This is a genomic window from Mycobacterium sp., from assembly GCF_039583785.1.
In the GTDB taxonomy this organism is placed as follows: domain Bacteria; phylum Actinomycetota; class Actinomycetes; order Mycobacteriales; family Mycobacteriaceae; genus Mycobacterium.
Genome location: NZ_JAVKSG010000062.1, coordinates 4,858 through 20,329, shown reverse-complemented (window position 1 = coordinate 20,329; position 15,472 = coordinate 4,858). Strand labels below are relative to the sequence as shown.

16 protein-coding genes and 1 pseudogene are annotated in these 15,472 nt (G+C 65.7%); 11 read left to right on the top strand and 6 right to left on the bottom strand.

Annotated features, from left to right (window positions below; translation table 11 throughout):
* Nucleotides 1-50: 50 nt before the first annotated feature.
* Both ABDV69_RS16435 and ABDV69_RS16430 read left to right on the top strand, forming a co-directional pair.
* The gene (locus ABDV69_RS16435) at nt 51-473 is read left to right on the top strand and encodes an MmpS family transport accessory protein (protein WP_343576266.1); all 423 of its coding nucleotides are present in this window, start codon (nt 51-53) and stop codon (nt 471-473) included.
* Nucleotides 470-3,346 (top strand): MMPL family transporter, encoded by a 2,877-nt coding sequence (locus ABDV69_RS16430; RefSeq protein WP_343576258.1) that lies wholly within the window; start codon nt 470-472, stop codon nt 3,344-3,346. Before ABDV69_RS16435 ends, ABDV69_RS16430 begins: the two co-directional genes overlap by 4 nt.
* Before the next feature lie 67 nt (nt 3,347-3,413).
* Here the strand turns inward: ABDV69_RS16430 and ABDV69_RS16425 are convergent, their stop codons facing one another.
* Nucleotides 3,414-4,226: a DUF2470 domain-containing protein gene (locus ABDV69_RS16425; protein WP_343576256.1), complete on the bottom strand. Its 813-nt coding sequence runs from the start codon at nt 4,224-4,226 to the stop codon at nt 3,414-3,416.
* A 79-nt stretch (nt 4,227-4,305) separates the two neighbouring features.
* Between ABDV69_RS16425 and ABDV69_RS16420 the strand changes: the two genes are divergently transcribed.
* The gene (locus ABDV69_RS16420; protein WP_343576254.1) at nt 4,306-5,205 is read left to right on the top strand and encodes a class I SAM-dependent methyltransferase; all 900 of its coding nucleotides are present in this window, start codon (nt 4,306-4,308) and stop codon (nt 5,203-5,205) included.
* A 120-nt stretch (nt 5,206-5,325) separates the two neighbouring features.
* On the opposite strand, the gene ABDV69_RS16415 is transcribed toward ABDV69_RS16420, so the two are convergent.
* Both ABDV69_RS16415 and ABDV69_RS16410 read right to left on the bottom strand, forming a co-directional pair.
* A complete protein-coding gene (locus tag ABDV69_RS16415; protein ID WP_343576253.1) occupies nt 5,326-5,607 on the bottom strand; it encodes a hypothetical protein in 282 nt (93 codons plus the stop codon).
* 243 nt (nt 5,608-5,850) lie between these two features.
* Nucleotides 5,851-6,420, bottom strand: a complete 570-nt coding sequence (locus tag ABDV69_RS16410) for a TetR/AcrR family transcriptional regulator (protein ID WP_343576252.1) — start codon at nt 6,418-6,420, stop codon at nt 5,851-5,853.
* A 71-nt stretch (nt 6,421-6,491) separates the two neighbouring features.
* Between ABDV69_RS16410 and ABDV69_RS16405 the strand changes: the two genes are divergently transcribed.
* Nucleotides 6,492-7,424, top strand: a complete 933-nt coding sequence (locus ABDV69_RS16405) for a TauD/TfdA family dioxygenase (RefSeq protein ID WP_343576250.1) — start codon at nt 6,492-6,494, stop codon at nt 7,422-7,424.
* A 102-nt stretch (nt 7,425-7,526) separates the two neighbouring features.
* Here the strand turns inward: ABDV69_RS16405 and ABDV69_RS16400 are convergent, their stop codons facing one another.
* A complete protein-coding gene (locus ABDV69_RS16400) occupies nt 7,527-8,744 on the bottom strand; it encodes a GNAT family N-acetyltransferase (protein ID WP_343576247.1) in 1,218 nt (405 codons plus the stop codon).
* 43 nt (nt 8,745-8,787) lie between these two features.
* Nucleotides 8,788-9,057 (bottom strand): YdeI/OmpD-associated family protein, encoded by a 270-nt coding sequence (locus tag ABDV69_RS16395; protein ID WP_343576245.1) that lies wholly within the window; start codon nt 9,055-9,057, stop codon nt 8,788-8,790.
* A gap of 455 nt (nt 9,058-9,512) precedes the next feature.
* Here ABDV69_RS16395 and ABDV69_RS16390 point away from each other — a divergent pair, with 455 nt between their 5' ends.
* Entirely contained in the window at nt 9,513-9,833 is a 321-nt protein-coding gene (locus tag ABDV69_RS16390) for a PE-PGRS family protein (protein ID WP_343576263.1), read from the top strand.
* Nucleotides 9,834-10,038: 205 nt separating this feature from the next.
* Nucleotides 10,039-10,755 (top strand): CoA pyrophosphatase, encoded by a 717-nt coding sequence (locus ABDV69_RS16385; protein ID WP_343576243.1) that lies wholly within the window; start codon nt 10,039-10,041, stop codon nt 10,753-10,755.
* A gap of 77 nt (nt 10,756-10,832) precedes the next feature.
* Here ABDV69_RS16385 and ABDV69_RS16380 read toward each other — a convergent pair whose 3' ends face one another.
* Entirely contained in the window at nt 10,833-11,297 is a 465-nt protein-coding gene (locus ABDV69_RS16380; protein ID WP_343576241.1) for a helix-turn-helix domain-containing protein, read from the bottom strand.
* An 87-nt stretch (nt 11,298-11,384) separates the two neighbouring features.
* Here ABDV69_RS16380 and ABDV69_RS16375 point away from each other — a divergent pair, with 87 nt between their 5' ends.
* The 5 genes and pseudogenes from ABDV69_RS16375 to ABDV69_RS16355 form a co-directional block, all read left to right on the top strand.
* Nucleotides 11,385-12,515: an acyl-CoA dehydrogenase family protein gene (locus ABDV69_RS16375; RefSeq protein WP_343576239.1), complete on the top strand. Its 1,131-nt coding sequence runs from the start codon at nt 11,385-11,387 to the stop codon at nt 12,513-12,515.
* Nucleotides 12,512-13,525: an LLM class F420-dependent oxidoreductase gene (locus ABDV69_RS16370; RefSeq protein WP_343576237.1), complete on the top strand. Its 1,014-nt coding sequence runs from the start codon at nt 12,512-12,514 to the stop codon at nt 13,523-13,525. Before ABDV69_RS16375 ends, ABDV69_RS16370 begins: the two co-directional genes overlap by 4 nt.
* Nucleotides 13,512-14,516 carry an NADP-dependent oxidoreductase gene (locus ABDV69_RS16365; protein WP_343576236.1) on the top strand — a complete coding sequence of 335 codons (1,005 nt, stop codon included), beginning with the start codon at nt 13,512-13,514 and terminating at the stop codon, nt 14,514-14,516. Before ABDV69_RS16370 ends, ABDV69_RS16365 begins: the two co-directional genes overlap by 14 nt.
* A 29-nt stretch (nt 14,517-14,545) precedes the next feature.
* Entirely contained in the window at nt 14,546-14,974 is a 429-nt protein-coding gene (locus ABDV69_RS16360) for a pyridoxamine 5'-phosphate oxidase family protein (protein WP_343576234.1), read from the top strand.
* Nucleotides 14,975-15,177: 203 nt separating this feature from the next.
* Nucleotides 15,178-15,472, top strand: a pseudogene (locus ABDV69_RS16355) (hypothetical protein); the annotation flags it as partial.

The following is a 15,472-nucleotide window of genomic DNA, read 5'->3' as shown; positions in this document are numbered from 1 at the left end:
CCTATGCGTACGATCTGCGTGGGCGGGCGATCACGGGGAGGGGCGACGACGTGAACATCCTGAAGCGAGGATGGGTCCTGATCGTCGTCGCCGTGGCCCTCGCGATCGGTGGGTTCGCCGTCGACCGCCTGCATGATGTCTTCCCGATCACGAGTCCGTCGAAGCTCGACCCGCGGGGGATGACCCCGCCTTACGCCCCCAAGAGCGCGACGTACGAGGTGGTAGGCCCGCCGGGCACCGTCGGAGTCGTCAACTGGATGGACGAAAAGGCCCAGCCCCGACAGGCCAACTTCACCACCCTGCCCTGGCAGCTCACCATCACCGCGCGACTACCGGGAATCTTCGCTTACGTTGTGGCACAGGGTAATAGCGACTACATCGGCTGCCGCATCACGGTTGACGGCAGGCTGGTCGACGAGCAACACGCCAACCAGCAGAACGCACAGATCTCCTGCTTGGACAAGTCCGCGTGAGTGACCAGCATACGAAGCGGCCGCGCATCGCCCATCGGATTCGTCAGCTGTCGATACCGATCATCCTGATCTGGCTGGCGCTTGCCGTCGGCCTGAACGTGTTCGTGCCACAACTGGAGAAGGTTGCCGAGGAGACCTCGGTACCGCTGTCGCCCAACGAGGCGCCGTCGGTGTCCGGCATGAAGCACATCGGCCAGAAGTTCAACGAGTACGACTCCGACAACCTGGTGCTGGTCACCCTGGTCGGTGACAAGGAGTTGGGCGAAGACGCCCACCGCTACTACGACAGTCTGGTCCGCAAGCTCAAGCAGGACACCGCCGATGTTGAGCACGTGCTGGACTTCTGGGGGCACCGCTTCACCGCATCCGGCGTCGAAAGCTTTGACCACAAATCCGCCTACGTGCAGGTCAATCTGGTCGGGAATCAAGGTGGGGCGCGCGGTAACAAGTCCGTCGAGGGCGTCCGCAAAATCGTCGAGAACTCCACACCGCCGGTCGGGGTCAAGGCCTACGTCGCCGGCGAGGGGGCGCTGACCGCCGACACGATCCGCGCCGGCGACAAGAGCATGGCCAAGATGACGCTGATCACGGTCCTGGTGATCATGGTGATGCTGCTGGTGGTTTACCGCTCGGTGGTCACTGTGCTGCTGATTCTGTTTTGCGTCTTCATCGAACTTTTCGTCAGTCGAGGATTCATCGCACTACTCGGCGCGCACGGCCTCATCGGGTTGTCGACGTTCGCCGTCAATCTGCTCACGGCGTTGGCGATCGCCGCGGGTACCGACTACGCGATCTTCATCGTCGGCCGTTTCCACGAAGGCCGCAGCACAGGCATGACCCGCGAAGCCGCGTACTACGACACTTTCGGCGGCGTCGCCAAAGTCATCCTGGGCTCCGGGCTGACCATCGTCGGGGCGACGTACTGCCTGCGCTTCACGCGGCTGCCGTACTTCAGCTCGCTGGGCGTCCCGTGTTCGGTCGGACTGTTCCTATTGCTCTGTGCTGCGTTGACTTTGGTGCCCGCAGCACTCACGGTGGCCAGCCGTTTCGGTCTGCTCGATCCCGCCCGTCGCGTCAACTACATGCGTTGGCGCCGCGTCGCGACCGCGATTGTGCGTTGGCCCGCACCGATTTTGGCGACGTCGCTGGGGCTCGCCGTCGTCGGCGCGCTGGGTCTGGCCGGCTTCAAACCGCTGTACAACGAGCGCTACTACCTGCCTAACACGGTGTCCTCGAAGGCGGCCTACGACGCGGCCGGAGCGCATTTCTCCGAGGCCCGGCTGAACCCCGATCTGTTGATGCTCGAGTCGGATCACGATCTGCGTAATCCGACCGATCTGCTGGTGCTGGATCGGGTCGCCAAGAATATCTTCCGGTTGCCCGGCATCGAACGGGTGCAGAGCATCACCCGGCCGCTGGGCCCTCCGATCGAACACGGCTCGGTGGCATTCCAGGTCAGCGTGCAGAGCGCGCCGATCCGAGAGAACCTGCAATACCTGAAAGATCGCGTCGCCGACACCAAGAAGACCGTGCACGATCTCGACACGATGATCGGCATCCTCGAGCAGATGTACACGGTGACGAAAGACTTGGCCGCGGCCGCCGACGACAGCGCCAAGACCACCGCGGACACCGCGGCCATCACCGACAATCTGCGCGATCACATCGCCGACTTCGACGACTTCTACCGGACGATCCGCAGTTACTTCTATTGGGACAAGCACTGCTATGACATCCCGATCTGCTTTGCGACGCGGTCGTTGTTCGACTCCATCGACGGTTTCGACCAGCTCGCCGAACAGTTCCACCACCTCACCGCGGACCTGACGCACACCGCGGCGGCCACCCACCAGCTGCTCAATCTGATCCCGCCGATGATCGCCACGTCGACGTCGATCCGGAACACGACAGACACGCTGTACAGCACCTTCGACAGCCTGATCCAGCAGTTCGACCGGCTGACGGATACCAACTCGTTGATGGGGGAGGCGTTCGACGACTCCAAGGTCGACGACTCCTTCTATTTGCCCCCAGAGGTTTTCAACAACCCCGACTTCCAGCTCGGGCTGAGGCTGATGATCTCGCCGGATGGCAAAGCGGCGCGATTCATCATCACCCACTCCGTCGACCCGGCGACGGTGGAAGGAATTTCGACGGTCGATGCCGAACGTCAGGCGGCGCGGGAAGCGCTGAAGCTGACCTCGCTGTCGAACGCCGACATCATCCTCGGCGGCACCGCGGCAACGTTCAAAGACATCGCCGACGGCGCGGAATTCGATCTGCTGATCGCCGGCGTCGCGGCAATCACGCTGATCTTCATCATCATGGTTTTGGTGACCAGGGCCCTGGTGGCGGCGGCGGTGATCGTCGGCACCATCGTGATATCGCTGGGCGCCGCGTTCGGCTTCTCGACTCTGTTGTGGCAGCACATCCTGAACTTCCAGATCCATTGGGTGGCACTGGTGTTCGCGCTCATCGTGCTGCTTGCTGTGGGGTCGGACTACAACCTGATGCTGGTGTCCCGAATCGAAGAAGAGATCGGCGCCGGGCTCAAGACGGGGATCATCCGGGGGATGGGCAGCACCGGTCCGGTCGTCACCGCGGCAGGAATGGTGTTCGCCTTCACGATGGGGTCGATGATCACCAGCGACCTGCGCTCGATCGGTCAGTTCGGTTCCACCATCGGGATCGGTTTGCTGTTCGACACATTGGTGGTGCGTTCACTCATCACGCCGTCGATCGCCACCCTGCTGGGGCGATGGTTCTGGTGGCCGAAGATCGTGCGAACCCGGCCGGCCAGTCAGATGCTCCGATCGGTGGGGCCGAGGCCGCTGGTTCGCGCGCTGCTGAAAGATCCACGCACCAGCGGGTAGTCGCGGCAGAGCAGAATCTCGTCTGCAACGGGATGGCCGCCCGAGGACTTTATGCCGGGGCGGACAATCAGGACGAGGCGTTCGCGGCGTTCGCGGCGTGAGTCAATTCGGCTGTGGCCGAACGCAATTGCTCAGCAGAGGTCAGCGGTTCCGGGAAGCCGACTCGCGTGTAGGCGACCCCGCGTGGGGTGTGCACCCGCAAGTCGAGGCCGTAGCGGTCGATGCCCGTGCACACCGACTCCTCGGTGTCGGGGTAGCCGCCGAAGGCACGAGCCATCGACGCCAGCGCAGCCGGGTGGTCGGCGTTGAGGTGCGCGATCGCACGCGCTGCGACCGGCGGCACCGGATCTGGTTCGGCAGCTAGGTAGTCCGCGCCGGTGGCCGAGTCCATCCGTCCGTAGCCGCCAACCCACCGGACCCGCTCGACCCGCAGCACCCACAGGGTGAAGTCGCTGTACTCGATGTAGAACCGCGCCGAGGGGATCGCATCCATGTACGCCGCGCGCGCAACCTCCCGATCGTCTCCGAGTGGGGCCTCGACGACGCCGGCCAGTGTGATCCGGCCCGTCGCCAGCGGGTCGGCGTCAGTGCTCACCGCCACGATCGACAAGCTGGCTCGCGGGTCGGCGGCCAAGTTGCGACCGTGCTCGGCGAGATTCGACACGCACAGCACGGGCGCGCCACCCACCAACCCGTACGCCACCAGCGATGCCCAGGGGTCGCCATCGGCCGTCAATGTGGCCAGTGTCGCCGCGTTACCGGCGGCCGCGATGGTGCGGGCCTGCTCGGCCGCCGACGGCTGGGTGGAAACAGTCACCTGCTGCAGCGGTGGCGGCACCGAAGGTGCATCGCCGACATCGCCGTGATCGCGGTTCGCCACGAAGGTGAGGTTACTGCCTATCGCGCATCGTGATATAGTTACGTAGGCTAAGTAAATTGACGCGGGAGGGCTTTTCACCATGGCTCGTACTGACAAGGACACGTGGGACCTGGCGTCCAGCGTGGGCGCGACGGCAACCGCAGTCGCCGCCTCGCGCGCGATGGCGTCGCAGCAGCCGGATGCGCTGTTGGACGACCCGTGGGCCGACCCGCTGGTTCGCGCGGTGGGGATCGAACTCTTTGTCAAACTCATCGACGGTGAGATCGAGCACGCGGACGATCCGTTGCTGAATCGACGAGCCATGAACGAGCAGATCGCCGTACGCACCCGGTTCTTCGACGAGTTCTTCATGCAGGCAACCGAATCCGGCATCCGACAGGCCGTGATACTGGCGTCGGGCTTGGATACCCGTGCCTACCGCCTACCATGGCCGGCGGGTACCGAGGTGTTCGAGATCGACCAGCCTCAGGTCATCGCGTTCAAGACACGAACTCTGGCTGACCTGGGTGCGCAGCCGACGGCTCAACGGAGCACGGTCGCCATCGATTTGCGCGAAGACTGGCCCACCGCCCTGACCGAGGCCGGCTTCGACCCCACGCGGCCGACGGCCTGGAGTGCCGAAGGCCTGTTGGTCTATTTGCCGCCGGACGCGCAGGACCGCCTATTCGACAACATCGCTGCGCTCTCCGCCCCAGGGAGCCGGATTGCGACCGAGCACATGGACATGCGGGACGTTCCCGCCGACTGGGCGGAGCGGCTCACCGAGCGCGCGCAGCGCATCGGTTCCAACATCAACCTGGCCGAGTTGTTCTACACTGGCGACCGCAATCCAGCCGCAGACTATCTCGGTACCTACGGTTGGCACACGGATGTCCGGACCACCCAGCAAGCCTACTCCGCCAACGGTTTCGAGGTTCCCAAAGATGATCTGGCGTCGTTCGGTGATGGATCTGGTTACCTGACAGCGACTTTGGTCTAGCTTTCCCGACGGGCCGAGCCGGCACGATGTTGCGGCGCGTGCCCCAAGACCCCAGGCCTTGCGACCGAAACCGCAGCGTGTTCGATGTTCGGCTAACCGGTTGGGCCGCCGCGCTTTCGCTCAACGGGTGTTGAGCCGCTCCTCGACCTGAAGTGCTTCCAGCGCACGGGCCGCAGTCTCGTAGCCCTTTACCACGCCCTCCAGTCGTGCGGTTGAGCCGTCGAAGCAGGCCCAGTCGAAAACGGCTTGGCAGACGTGGTCAGCCAGATTGCGCAGGATGCCGTCGCGAGGCGGGTTGTCGATGACCCTGATCGCGGCTGCGCACAGCGCGCCCTTGTCGACGCCGTCGCACTGGTGAGCCAGCGCCATGAGATTACGGGTGTGATAACCCTCGAAGTCCATAAAACTCCTTGCCCGTCATCGATTCTCTGCCCTGTGCCGTCAGGTCCGCCGTCGATGAACCGAGACAAAACCTAGCCGAGCAACGGGCACGTGCCGGCCACAGTCAGGTCACAGAGCTACATCGGAATTCGCACGCCGGCCAGCGCGCCGTCGCACGGTGCGGGCGGCGCAATAGGCGCGGCGCAGATCTTCGCTGAATACCCGGGCAGCTTCTGCGTAGTAGACAGTCATGCGGTCTGAAACCTAGGGAGCGGCAACAATGTTCGCGATCTGCTCGGCGATCGCCGTCCGGATCGCGGTGTCGTCGAGGTCCTGCAGTCCGAAGGCAACCCGCAGGGTAGGTCCCATCAGGCCCCAGCCGATTTGCAGAGCCATGCCGTGCGCGGCCGACAATCTCGCCGTCCGGTCATCGCTGTGATCGGCTTGTACCTGCGCCAGGAAAGCCGCCATGCCGGGGAAGCGTTGTTGGAGTTCTTCCACCGGGAAACCGTCGAGTGTCGAGCGCACCATGACGCGCGCCTGGAATTCGTAGGCGGCTTCGATGTCCGCCTGCGCCGCACCTGACGCGCGCAGCAGTGCGGCGGAGTCCGCGAGATGCTGCAGCGTCGCTGCCAGCAGTCGGCGTTTACTCCCGAAGTGGCGGTGCAGTAGGCCGTGATTGACGCCGGCCCGGGTCGCGACCTCTCGGATGGAGGTGGCGGCCGGACCCTTATCCGCGAACAATTCGCTGGCCGCTTGCAACACAGCCGCACTGACCTCGTCTTTGCCGATCGGCTTCGCGGTGGTCGGCACTGTTGCGTTCGCTGTAGCCATCTGTGTACATTAGCGGACAGCAGCGAGTGTAGACAGCTGCCTACATAGACAGCGTCGAAAAGGGAGCAGTCATGAGCGGTGAGCTTCGTGTGGTCAAACTGGGCGAGAACATCGGCGCGCGTATCGACGGCGTGCGACTCGGCGTACTCGATGCCGAGACCGCGGCCGCGATCAACACGGCGCTGATCACCCACAAGGTCGTGTTCTTCCGCGGACAGACGCACCTTGACGACGACTCCCACTACGCCTTCGCGGAGAGTCTCGGCGTTCCCACCACACCGCACCCGACGCTGACGTTCGAGGGCAGCCGGGTGATGCGACTGGAGTCCATCAACGGTGCTGGCGCCAACCAGTGGCACACCGATGTCACCTTCGTCGACCGCCCGCCGAAGGCCTCGATTCTGCGCGCCGTGGAACTGCCGGCCTACGGCGGCACCACCACCTGGGCGTCCACCGTATCGGCGTATCAGCAGCTGCCGCAGTCGTTGCAACAACTGGCGGACGGTCTGTGGGCCATGCACAACAACGCGTTCGACTACGCGCAGGTCGACCCGGCCAAGCTGGCTGCGCTGGAGGCCGACCCTGAAGCAATCGTGAAATATGCCAACCAGTTTCACTCGACTCACTACGAAACGCATCACCCGGTGGTGCGTGTGCACCCGGAGACCGGGGAACGGTCGCTGCTGCTCGGCAACTTCGTCAAGGCCATCCTTGGCGTCAACGGCACCGAGTCGCAGGCACTGTTTCGGATCTTCCAGGACCGGATCACTCTGCTGGAGAACACGATTCGGTGGAACTGGGAGCTAGGAGACGTCGCGATGTGGGACAACCGAGCGACGCAGCACTACGCGGTCTCCGACTACGGCCGCCAACGCCGCGTCATGCACCGCATCACCCTCGCCGGCGACATTCCGGTCAGTGCCAACGGCGAGCACAGCCGGGTGGTCTCCGGTGACGCCAGTGATTACTCCATCGTGGACACTGCCAAGCCGCTGGTCGCCTGACCTTCACCTGATGTCAGCGCCGTCAGCGCCGTCAGGCGGTCTGCTTGCCGGTGCGATCACCCATCTGGAACGACGTGGACGGCGAGCCGAAAAATAATGTCTTTAGAAAAAGATTCCGGCGTACGGGGCCTGCTGTACCGCAAACAGCCGATCGGCGGCCGCCAGCGGCGCGGGGGCATCCGCGCGAACCAGTCCGGCTAGCGACAGACTGCGCCACGTCGCCCCGCCCAGGAGCACGGCCGCCAGCCCTGCCACTCCGACGTGCAGTTGTGGGCACCGGTCGGTGCGTTGCGCGCCGGCTCCCGTGACAGCCAGCGTGATGGAGTTGTCCGGCAGCAGCGGGTCGTCGACCGCGATGCGCACTTCTCCGCCATCCGGGTATTGCCGTGTAGCCAAGGTCTTTTCGACGTCGACGATCCGGAGCCACGTTTCGTCATGCGTGGCGGTGACCTGCACGGCGCGTTGATCCACCAGCAGCCACGGCAGCGGGTCGTCGACCGGAAGCATCCAGAACACCACGCGATCGATCAGGTCGAGCCCCAGCAGAAACCGCAACAGACCAAGATAGGCGTCGCGCACGGGCGCGAAGAAGTCCTCCACGACGATGGTGCGCCGATCGCTGACGAACCACGTGTCGGTATCGATCGGGCGGTAGCGGACGAACCCAGTTTCAGACCCGGCAGCGCCATGCACCGCGACATACCAAGGGCTGGAGCCGGATTCAGTGCGCATCCGGACGCCCTGCCACCACACATCTGGACGGTCGATGGTGCCCGGACGTGACGGCCGGTTGCCGGAATAGATCCGCGGCAGCGCATCCCAGGCTTCCGCTGGGTCCAGCAGTCGCACCGGCCCGCCCGTCGCCACGCCCGGACGAAGCGCGGCCCGTGCGGTCTGTACCTCGACGGTCTGCGACGTGCTCGCCACGCCGTAGCCGTACCGCTCATAGATGGTCGCTTCGGACGCGCGAAGCGTGGCGACCGCCTCGCCGCGCGCGGCGAAGTCACGCAACTGGTGGCGCATCAGATCAGTGCCGATGCTTCGTCGGGTAAACGATGGCAGCACCCCGACATGCGTCACCGCGGCGTGGCCGACGATACCGCCGCCCGGCAGGGTGAGACGGCTCGTCACGGCATCGGCGGTGCCGACCAGTTGGCCGTCGGCGAATGCGCCGATCGTGCGGCCGGGTTCGAGAAGTCGGGCGATCTGTCCGGGCGCGAGATCCGCCAGAAGCGGGAACCCGATCATGGCGGTACGGAATACATTGGCCGCGGCGACGAGGTCGCGTTCGCTGTCGAGCACGCGGATCTCGGTGGTCATCCCGACATCATGTCTCGCGATCGCGACGGCGCCTCGTGGCGGCCTAGGCTTTGCCGTTTCGCCCGCGGTGCTTGCGGCCGGGCCAGCAACACGGCCGGCGCAGGCCTTCCTCGAGTTCTTCCTGGGTGTGCCGGATCCGGCGCTCCCAGGTCTTCTGTTTCTTGGCGTCGTCGACCCAGCAGATGAATTCGTTGCGCGCCAGCGGTGTGATGGCTTTCCAGCCGGCGAGCGCCGTGGTGTCGGCCAGTAGCGCTTGGCGCAGGTCCGCGGGAAGCTTGTGGACCGCCCCGCCGGGCACCCGGTTGCCGCTCATCTCGCCAGGTTAATCGCTGGACAGGCGGCTAGCGCGGAGCTCAGCGTCAGATGTTGCTGCGGCCCCGTGGCATGGAGCCCGCAGCATGTCGGTCACTTGCCTGAGTAAGGGGCTCGGCGAGTAAGCGATACACCGATGAGACCGCTGTCGATCAGCACGCGTTGGTGAAATACAGCTGCAGCGAGTCGATCGGATAAGGACGTCGATCGGATAAGAACGTAGCGCGGCGGACCCCTTCCGGACGACTGAATCCACGCGCGCCGTCATTTGCCAGCAGTTCGAGAGCGGCATCGCATAGGTCCGGCCGACGCTGCTCAGCGTTGTATTTCCGCGGCTTGGCGATAGGTCGAAGTTTAGCGGGCAGGCATGTCAGCAGTCCGCCCGCGAGTCGAGTGATTCGATGTTTTGGACATGTGCGCAAGGGGTAAAATAGTGGCATGTCCAAATTGAGTGTAGTGAAATCAGTGGTAGTTGGTGGAGCGGTAGCGGCAGCGATGGCGGTGCTGCCTATCGCGGCAGCTGAGGCCGGCGTAGGCTCGAACGGCTCGGCTTCCACTCACGTCATCTACCAACAGTTACCGGGTGGTAGTGGTTGCGACGGCAACGGAACCTGTGGGTCCGGCGGTCAGGACGGTGGCCCGGGTGGCGGCCCCGGCGGTCAGGGCTGTGTCCCGGGCGTCGGCTGTGGCTCCGGCGGCCAGTTCGCAGGACCGGGCGGCGTTCCCGGCGGTGTCGGATGCCTTCCGGGCGTCGGCTGCGGTAACGGCCACGCCTGAACCGCTACCCGCTAGTCAGTTCATGCGGCCTGGGGTCAACTCAGGCCGCATGGCTCCTTGGCCGGGCTCGGTTCGCCTCCGAGGCTGCCGATGCCAGCGGATGGTCGGTGCGCGCCGGTTGAGGCTCTAGCATCGACCATCGGATACCACTCGGCGAGTTAGTTAAGTCACTACGCACGAGTCGAATAGGCCATACGCTCGGATGGTGACCATTCCATACCACGAGGCGCTGCGCGAGCAGATCCGCGACCGGCTGGCCGCCCACGACCGTCGCGTGGTCGACGACCCGACGAAGCGTCACGCGGCCGTCGCGGTGCTGCTGGTCGACTCCGAAGTCGGGGAGGACAGGATCGACCCCGCCCCGGTCGACGATTGGATTGCCGGACGCCCGATGCCTGAGTCTCTCGACGGTCGCATGGTCGACGTCTCCGGCGGTGCCGCATTCCTGTTGTGTCGCAGGACCTCACGGCTCAGCTCGCACCCTGCACAGTGGGCGCTTCCGGGTGGGCGCCTGGATCCCGGCGAGACCGCGATCGACGCGGCTCTGCGCGAACTGGACGAGGAGGTCGGCATCAAGCTCGCACCCTCCAACGTGTTGGGTTTGCTCGACGACTACCCGACCCGGTCCGGCTACGTCATTACCCCGGTGGTGATCTGGGGCGGCGGGCGACTCGACCCGCAACCGGCACCCGACGAAGTGGTGGCGGTCTACCGGGTCGGGATCCACCAGCTGCAGCGTGCCGACTCGCCGCGATTCATTGCCATCCCGGAGAGTTCGCGGCCCGTCGTCCAAATACCGCTGGGCAACGATCTCGTCCACGCGCCGACCGGTGCCGTGCTGTTGCAGTTGCGTTGGCTCTGCCTGGACGGCCGCCACGATCCGGTCGACGAGTTGGAGCAGCCGGTCTTTGCCTGGAGGTAGCCGGCCCGCAGTCAGGGCCGTCCAGAATGGTCGGAGCGCGCCCGTTGGTCACGGTCGACCCCGTCTTCCGGATCGGCTCAGACGCCGACGAAGCCAGGCCCGGGCTCTGGGGTGACGTTGTGCGCGGTGATCTCCTGCCGGCAGTACGCGCACACCAGCATCGGGTCGGCGGTCCGGTCGCACGGCTGGTGATGCAGCACGATCGGCGGGCCCTGCGGATGGGGGAGGTGCTGGTCGCCCCACTGCATCAAAACGACGATGGCCGCGAACAGGTCTCGGCCGGGATCGGTCAGCCGGTACTCATGGCGGTCGGGATCGCTTGCGTAGAGCGCCTTTTCCAATAGGCCCTTGTCGACGAGAGTCCGCAGCCGTGCCGACAACGTCGGCCGCGGGATCTGAAGGTTGCGGGCCAACTGGCCGAAGCGGCGCACCCCGAAAAACGCCTCGCGCAGGATCAGCAGCGTCCACCGTTCGCCCACGATCTCGAGCGCGCGCGCCACCGACTCGCCATCGAAGCGGTGGGACAAATCCGGGTAATCCATGGTTCATAAAATGTACCGGTTCAAAAACTAAACCGGTAGTGGTAACGTGGCTGATCCACCCGCGCCGGCTGTGCAAAGCGAGGACGTATGGACACCGATGTCGCCACCGCTGCTGTCCTGACCAGGGCCACCCAGATCGCCGATCTCGCGCGTGGCATGGCTGACGAGATCGACTCCGCCCGTCGACTACCTGCGGAACTGCTTGAGGCGCTGCGGGATTCGGGGTTGCTACGGGCAGGCGCGCCGGTGGAGGTCGAGGCGCTGGAATTGCCTGCGGGCACCGCACTGCGGTGCGCGGAAGAGGTGGCGCGCGGCGACGCATCGGCCGGCTGGTGTGTGTCGATCGGGATCACCAGCACCCTGCTGGTCGCCTACTTGCCGCCGGCGAGCCGCGACGAACTGTTCGGCGGCGGCCGCGGACTGGCCGCCGGGGTGTGGGCGCCGCAGGGTAAGGCGCGCCGCGTTCCGGGGGGTGTGGTGGTCTCGGGCCGCTGGGCATTCTGCAGCGGCATCACCCATGCCGACGTGTTGTTCGCCGGTTGCGTGCTCGAGGACACACCGGCGGTGCTGGCACTGCCCACCGAGCAACTACAGATCCTGGACACCTGGCACACCCTGGGCCTGCGCGGCACCGGCAGCCACGACACCGTCGCCGACGAGATCTTCGTCCCCGACGAGCGGGTGCTCTCGATCTTCGACGGACCGGTGATCGACCGCCCGCTATACCGATTCCCGCCGTTCGGCTTCTTCGCCGCCTGCATCACGGCCGCGGCGATGGGCAACGCGCGGGCTGCGATCGACAACTTCGTCGAGCTCGCCGGCACCAAGAAGGGGGTGGCCGCCAGCCGCACGCTGGCCGAACGGTCCACTGTCCAGGCGGCCGTAGCCACGGCCGAGTCGGCGCTCGAAGCCGCCCGGGCCGGCTACTATCAGGCGATCGAAACAGCTTGGCACGCAGCTGAAGTCGGCCCGAACAACCCGCTGGAGGCGCGCAACCGGTTACGGCTGGCCGCCACCCACGGGGTGCGTGTGTCCGCCGACGTTGTTCGGTCGATGTACGACCTCGCCGGCGGCAGCGCCATCTACGACGGCGCACCACTGCAACGACGCCTGCGGGATGCCTTCACCGCCACCGCGCACTTCCAGGTGAACGAGGCGTCGCGCGAACTGCCCGGCCGCATCCTGCTGGGTCAGGCCACCGAGGCGGCGATGCTGTGAGATCGCCGGTCGAAGCGGTCCTGCCGTTCTGGCTCGACCGGCCCGACCTGGAGGCGCTGGAGATCGCCGAGGCCGTCGCCGCCGCCGGGATCGCCGGGTTGTGGATCGGCGAGATGGCGACGTTCGACGCGTTCGCGTTGGCCACCGCGATCGGTGCCCGTGCGCCTGGCCTGGGACTACGGATCGGCCCGCTGCCGATCGGTGTGCGCACGCCCGCGGCAATCGCGTTGGGCGCGAGCACGGTTGCCGGGCTCACCGGCGCCGAGGTCGACATCGCGCTGGGCGCCTCCAGTCCGTTCATCGTGTCGGGCTGGCATGACCGGGACTGGTCGCACGGCGTCGATCGGATGCGCGAGACGATCGAGTGCCTACGGCCGATCCTGCGCGGCGAACGCGGCGATTACGACGGCCGGTATGTTCGCAGTCACGGTTTCCGGTTGCGACACCCGTTGCCAGGCATCCGTATCGGCGTCGGGGCCTTCGGCCCGTCGATGATGCGGCTTGCCGCGGAGTTTGCTGACGAGGTGGTACTGAATCTGGCTTCGCCGCAGCGTGTTTCGCAGGTCCGCGAGCAGCTCGAGGTGCAGTCTATCGCGGTGGGCCGGCTTCCGCCGCAGGTGACCGCGTGGGTGCCGGTTGCGGTACGACCCGGGGAGGCTGCGCGGTGTCAGCTGGCCGGTCAGCTGGCGGTCTACTTCGCCCCGCCCGGCTACGGCGAGATGTTCTGCGACCTGGGATTCGCCGACCTGGTCGAGCGGGCCCGCTCCGGTGCGCGACGGGCGGACCTGGCTGCGGCGATCCCGCTCGAATTAGCCGCGAAGCTGGCGGCTTTGGGCGATCCGGGCCAGGTGACCGACCGGATACGCGACTATCTGAATGCCGGCGCCGACACCGTCGCGGTGATCCCCGTGACCGCCGAAGATCCCAGCGGCCGCAGCGCCCTCGGCTGCGCCGCAGACCTCAATCGGAGCCTCACACCCACACAGGAGACCGCTTATGAGCCCCGCTAACATCCAGTGCCGACTCGCCGAGCGACCGACTGAAAAGCTGTCGGCCAGCAACTGGTCGATCGTCGAGGAACCCAAACCCGTTGCAGCAAATGGGCAATTCGTTGTCCACGTTGATTACCTATCGATCGATCCGGCAATGCGCACCTGGCTGAACGCCGGCCGCAGTTACGTGCCGCCGGTGGAGATCGGCGAAGTGATGCGGGCACTGGGTGTCGGCCGTGTCGTCGAATCCCGGCACCCCGACTTCGTGGTCGGGGACACCGTGTCGGGGATCTTCGGCGTTCAGCGCTACGCGTTGTCCGACGGCGTCGAGGTGCACACGATCGATACCGCGCTTGCTCCGGCCCCGGTGTATCTCAGCGCGCTCGGCATCAGCGGTCTGACCGCTTACTTCGGTCTGCTCGACATCGGCAAGCCCGAGCCGGGGCAGACCGTGCTGGTTTCGGGAGCGGCCGGATCGGTAGGCAGCATCGTCGGGCAGATCGCCCGGATCAAGGGGTGCCGCGCGGTCGGCATCGCCGGCGGCGAGGACAAACGCCGCTGGCTGATCGAAGAAGCGGGCTTCGACGCCGCGATCGACTACAAGACCGCCGACCTGCGCAAGGAACTCAAGACCCACGCCCCGGACGGCGTCGACGTGTACTTCGACAACGTCGGCGGGGCAACGCTCGAGGCCGCGCTCAACCGACTCGCCCGCGGTGCGCGCATTGTGCTCTGCGGCGCGGTGTCGCAGTATAACGACACCCCGCGCGGGCCGTCCAACTACATGCAATTGCTGGTCGCACGAGCATCGATGACCGGGTTCGTCATCTTCGACTACGCCAAGCGCTATCCGGAAGGTATTGCGCAACTGGCGAAATGGTTGGGAAGTGGGCAGTTGCGGTCCCACGAGCAGATCGAGCACGGGGGCGTCGGCGACTTCCCCGACACGTTGCTCAAGCTGTTCCGCGGGGAAAACACCGGCAAGCTGATCCTGGCGCTGGGGGAATAGCTCCCCTTGCGGAATCGTTGCACACGGCCGTGGCTGCATTTACCGAAAGTCAACGTGAAGCGTTTCTCGCCGACAAACACGTCGCGGTGTTGTCCGTGGCGGCCACCGACGGCCGCCCGCCCGCCAGCGTGCCGATCTGGTACGCCTATACGCCCGGCGGGAACATCCTGGTGAACACCGGCGTGACAGCCCGCAAGACCAAGCTCATCGAGCGGGCGGGCGTGGTGACCTTGGTGGTGCAACGCGAGGAGCCGCCGTATCAATACGTGGTTGTCGAGGGCACTGTCGTCGACGCCGCAACGCCCGCGCCGCTGGATGTGCGCGAGGCCATCGCGATCCGCTATCTCGGTGAGGAAGGCGGCCGCGCGTTCGTCCAGGGGATGGCGGACCAGCCGGGCATCCTGATCACCGTGCGGCCCGATCGCTGGATCACCGCCGACTTCTCCGGCGAGCTGTAACCTTCCCGATTTTCGAGCGCACCGCGAACCGTCGTGTCGGGGCCGTTCACGGCTGGACCTGTCATAAGCTGACGGTCTCAAGAACCCGGGTCGCTACGTTCGAAAACCGTTAGGAAGCAACTCAAATGGACCTCGAACGGATCACCAGCCCACTGCGACTGGCGAGGGGATCGCACCAGCCCGGATCGGGCAAAGGGTGCGCCATGAACGTGATTTCGTACATCAACGGCGACGAGCAGATCACCGACTTCCCGGCGACCTCGGCCCGTCCGTTGGCGTCGTTCGTGCAGTTGTGCAACGACTCGTTGGCCGAGCCCGACGGCTACCTCTCACCGGCGAACAGCCTGCTGGTGCTCGACCTCGGATGGTTGACCGTCGGGACCGCCGACGTCGCCGACGCCGTCCTGCACATCTGGGTGACCAAGCTGCTGACCAGCCCGCCATGGGGTGTGCTGCGGTACGCCAGCGGTGCGGCGGCCAAGGCCATCGCCGATATCG

What these genes read in the sequence shown, in the direction of transcription:
- ABDV69_RS16420 (WP_343576254.1), top strand. Translation starts at nt 4,306, where the DNA reads ATGGCTCGTACTGACAAGGACACGTGGGACCTGGCGTCCAGCGTGGGC.
- ABDV69_RS16415 (WP_343576253.1), bottom strand. Translation starts at nt 5,607, where the DNA reads ATGGACTTCGAGGGTTATCACACCCGTAATCTCATGGCGCTGGCTCAC.
- ABDV69_RS16410 (WP_343576252.1), bottom strand. Translation starts at nt 6,420, where the DNA reads ATGGCTACAGCGAACGCAACAGTGCCGACCACCGCGAAGCCGATCGGC.
- ABDV69_RS16405 (WP_343576250.1), top strand. Translation starts at nt 6,492, where the DNA reads ATGAGCGGTGAGCTTCGTGTGGTCAAACTGGGCGAGAACATCGGCGCG.
- ABDV69_RS16400 (WP_343576247.1), bottom strand. Translation starts at nt 8,744, where the DNA reads ATGACCACCGAGATCCGCGTGCTCGACAGCGAACGCGACCTCGTCGCC.
- ABDV69_RS16395 (WP_343576245.1), bottom strand. Translation starts at nt 9,057, where the DNA reads ATGAGCGGCAACCGGGTGCCCGGCGGGGCGGTCCACAAGCTTCCCGCG.
- ABDV69_RS16380 (WP_343576241.1), bottom strand. Translation starts at nt 11,297, where the DNA reads ATGGATTACCCGGATTTGTCCCACCGCTTCGATGGCGAGTCGGTGGCG.
- ABDV69_RS16375 (WP_343576239.1), top strand. Translation starts at nt 11,385, where the DNA reads ATGGACACCGATGTCGCCACCGCTGCTGTCCTGACCAGGGCCACCCAG.
- ABDV69_RS16365 (WP_343576236.1), top strand. Translation starts at nt 13,512, where the DNA reads ATGAGCCCCGCTAACATCCAGTGCCGACTCGCCGAGCGACCGACTGAA.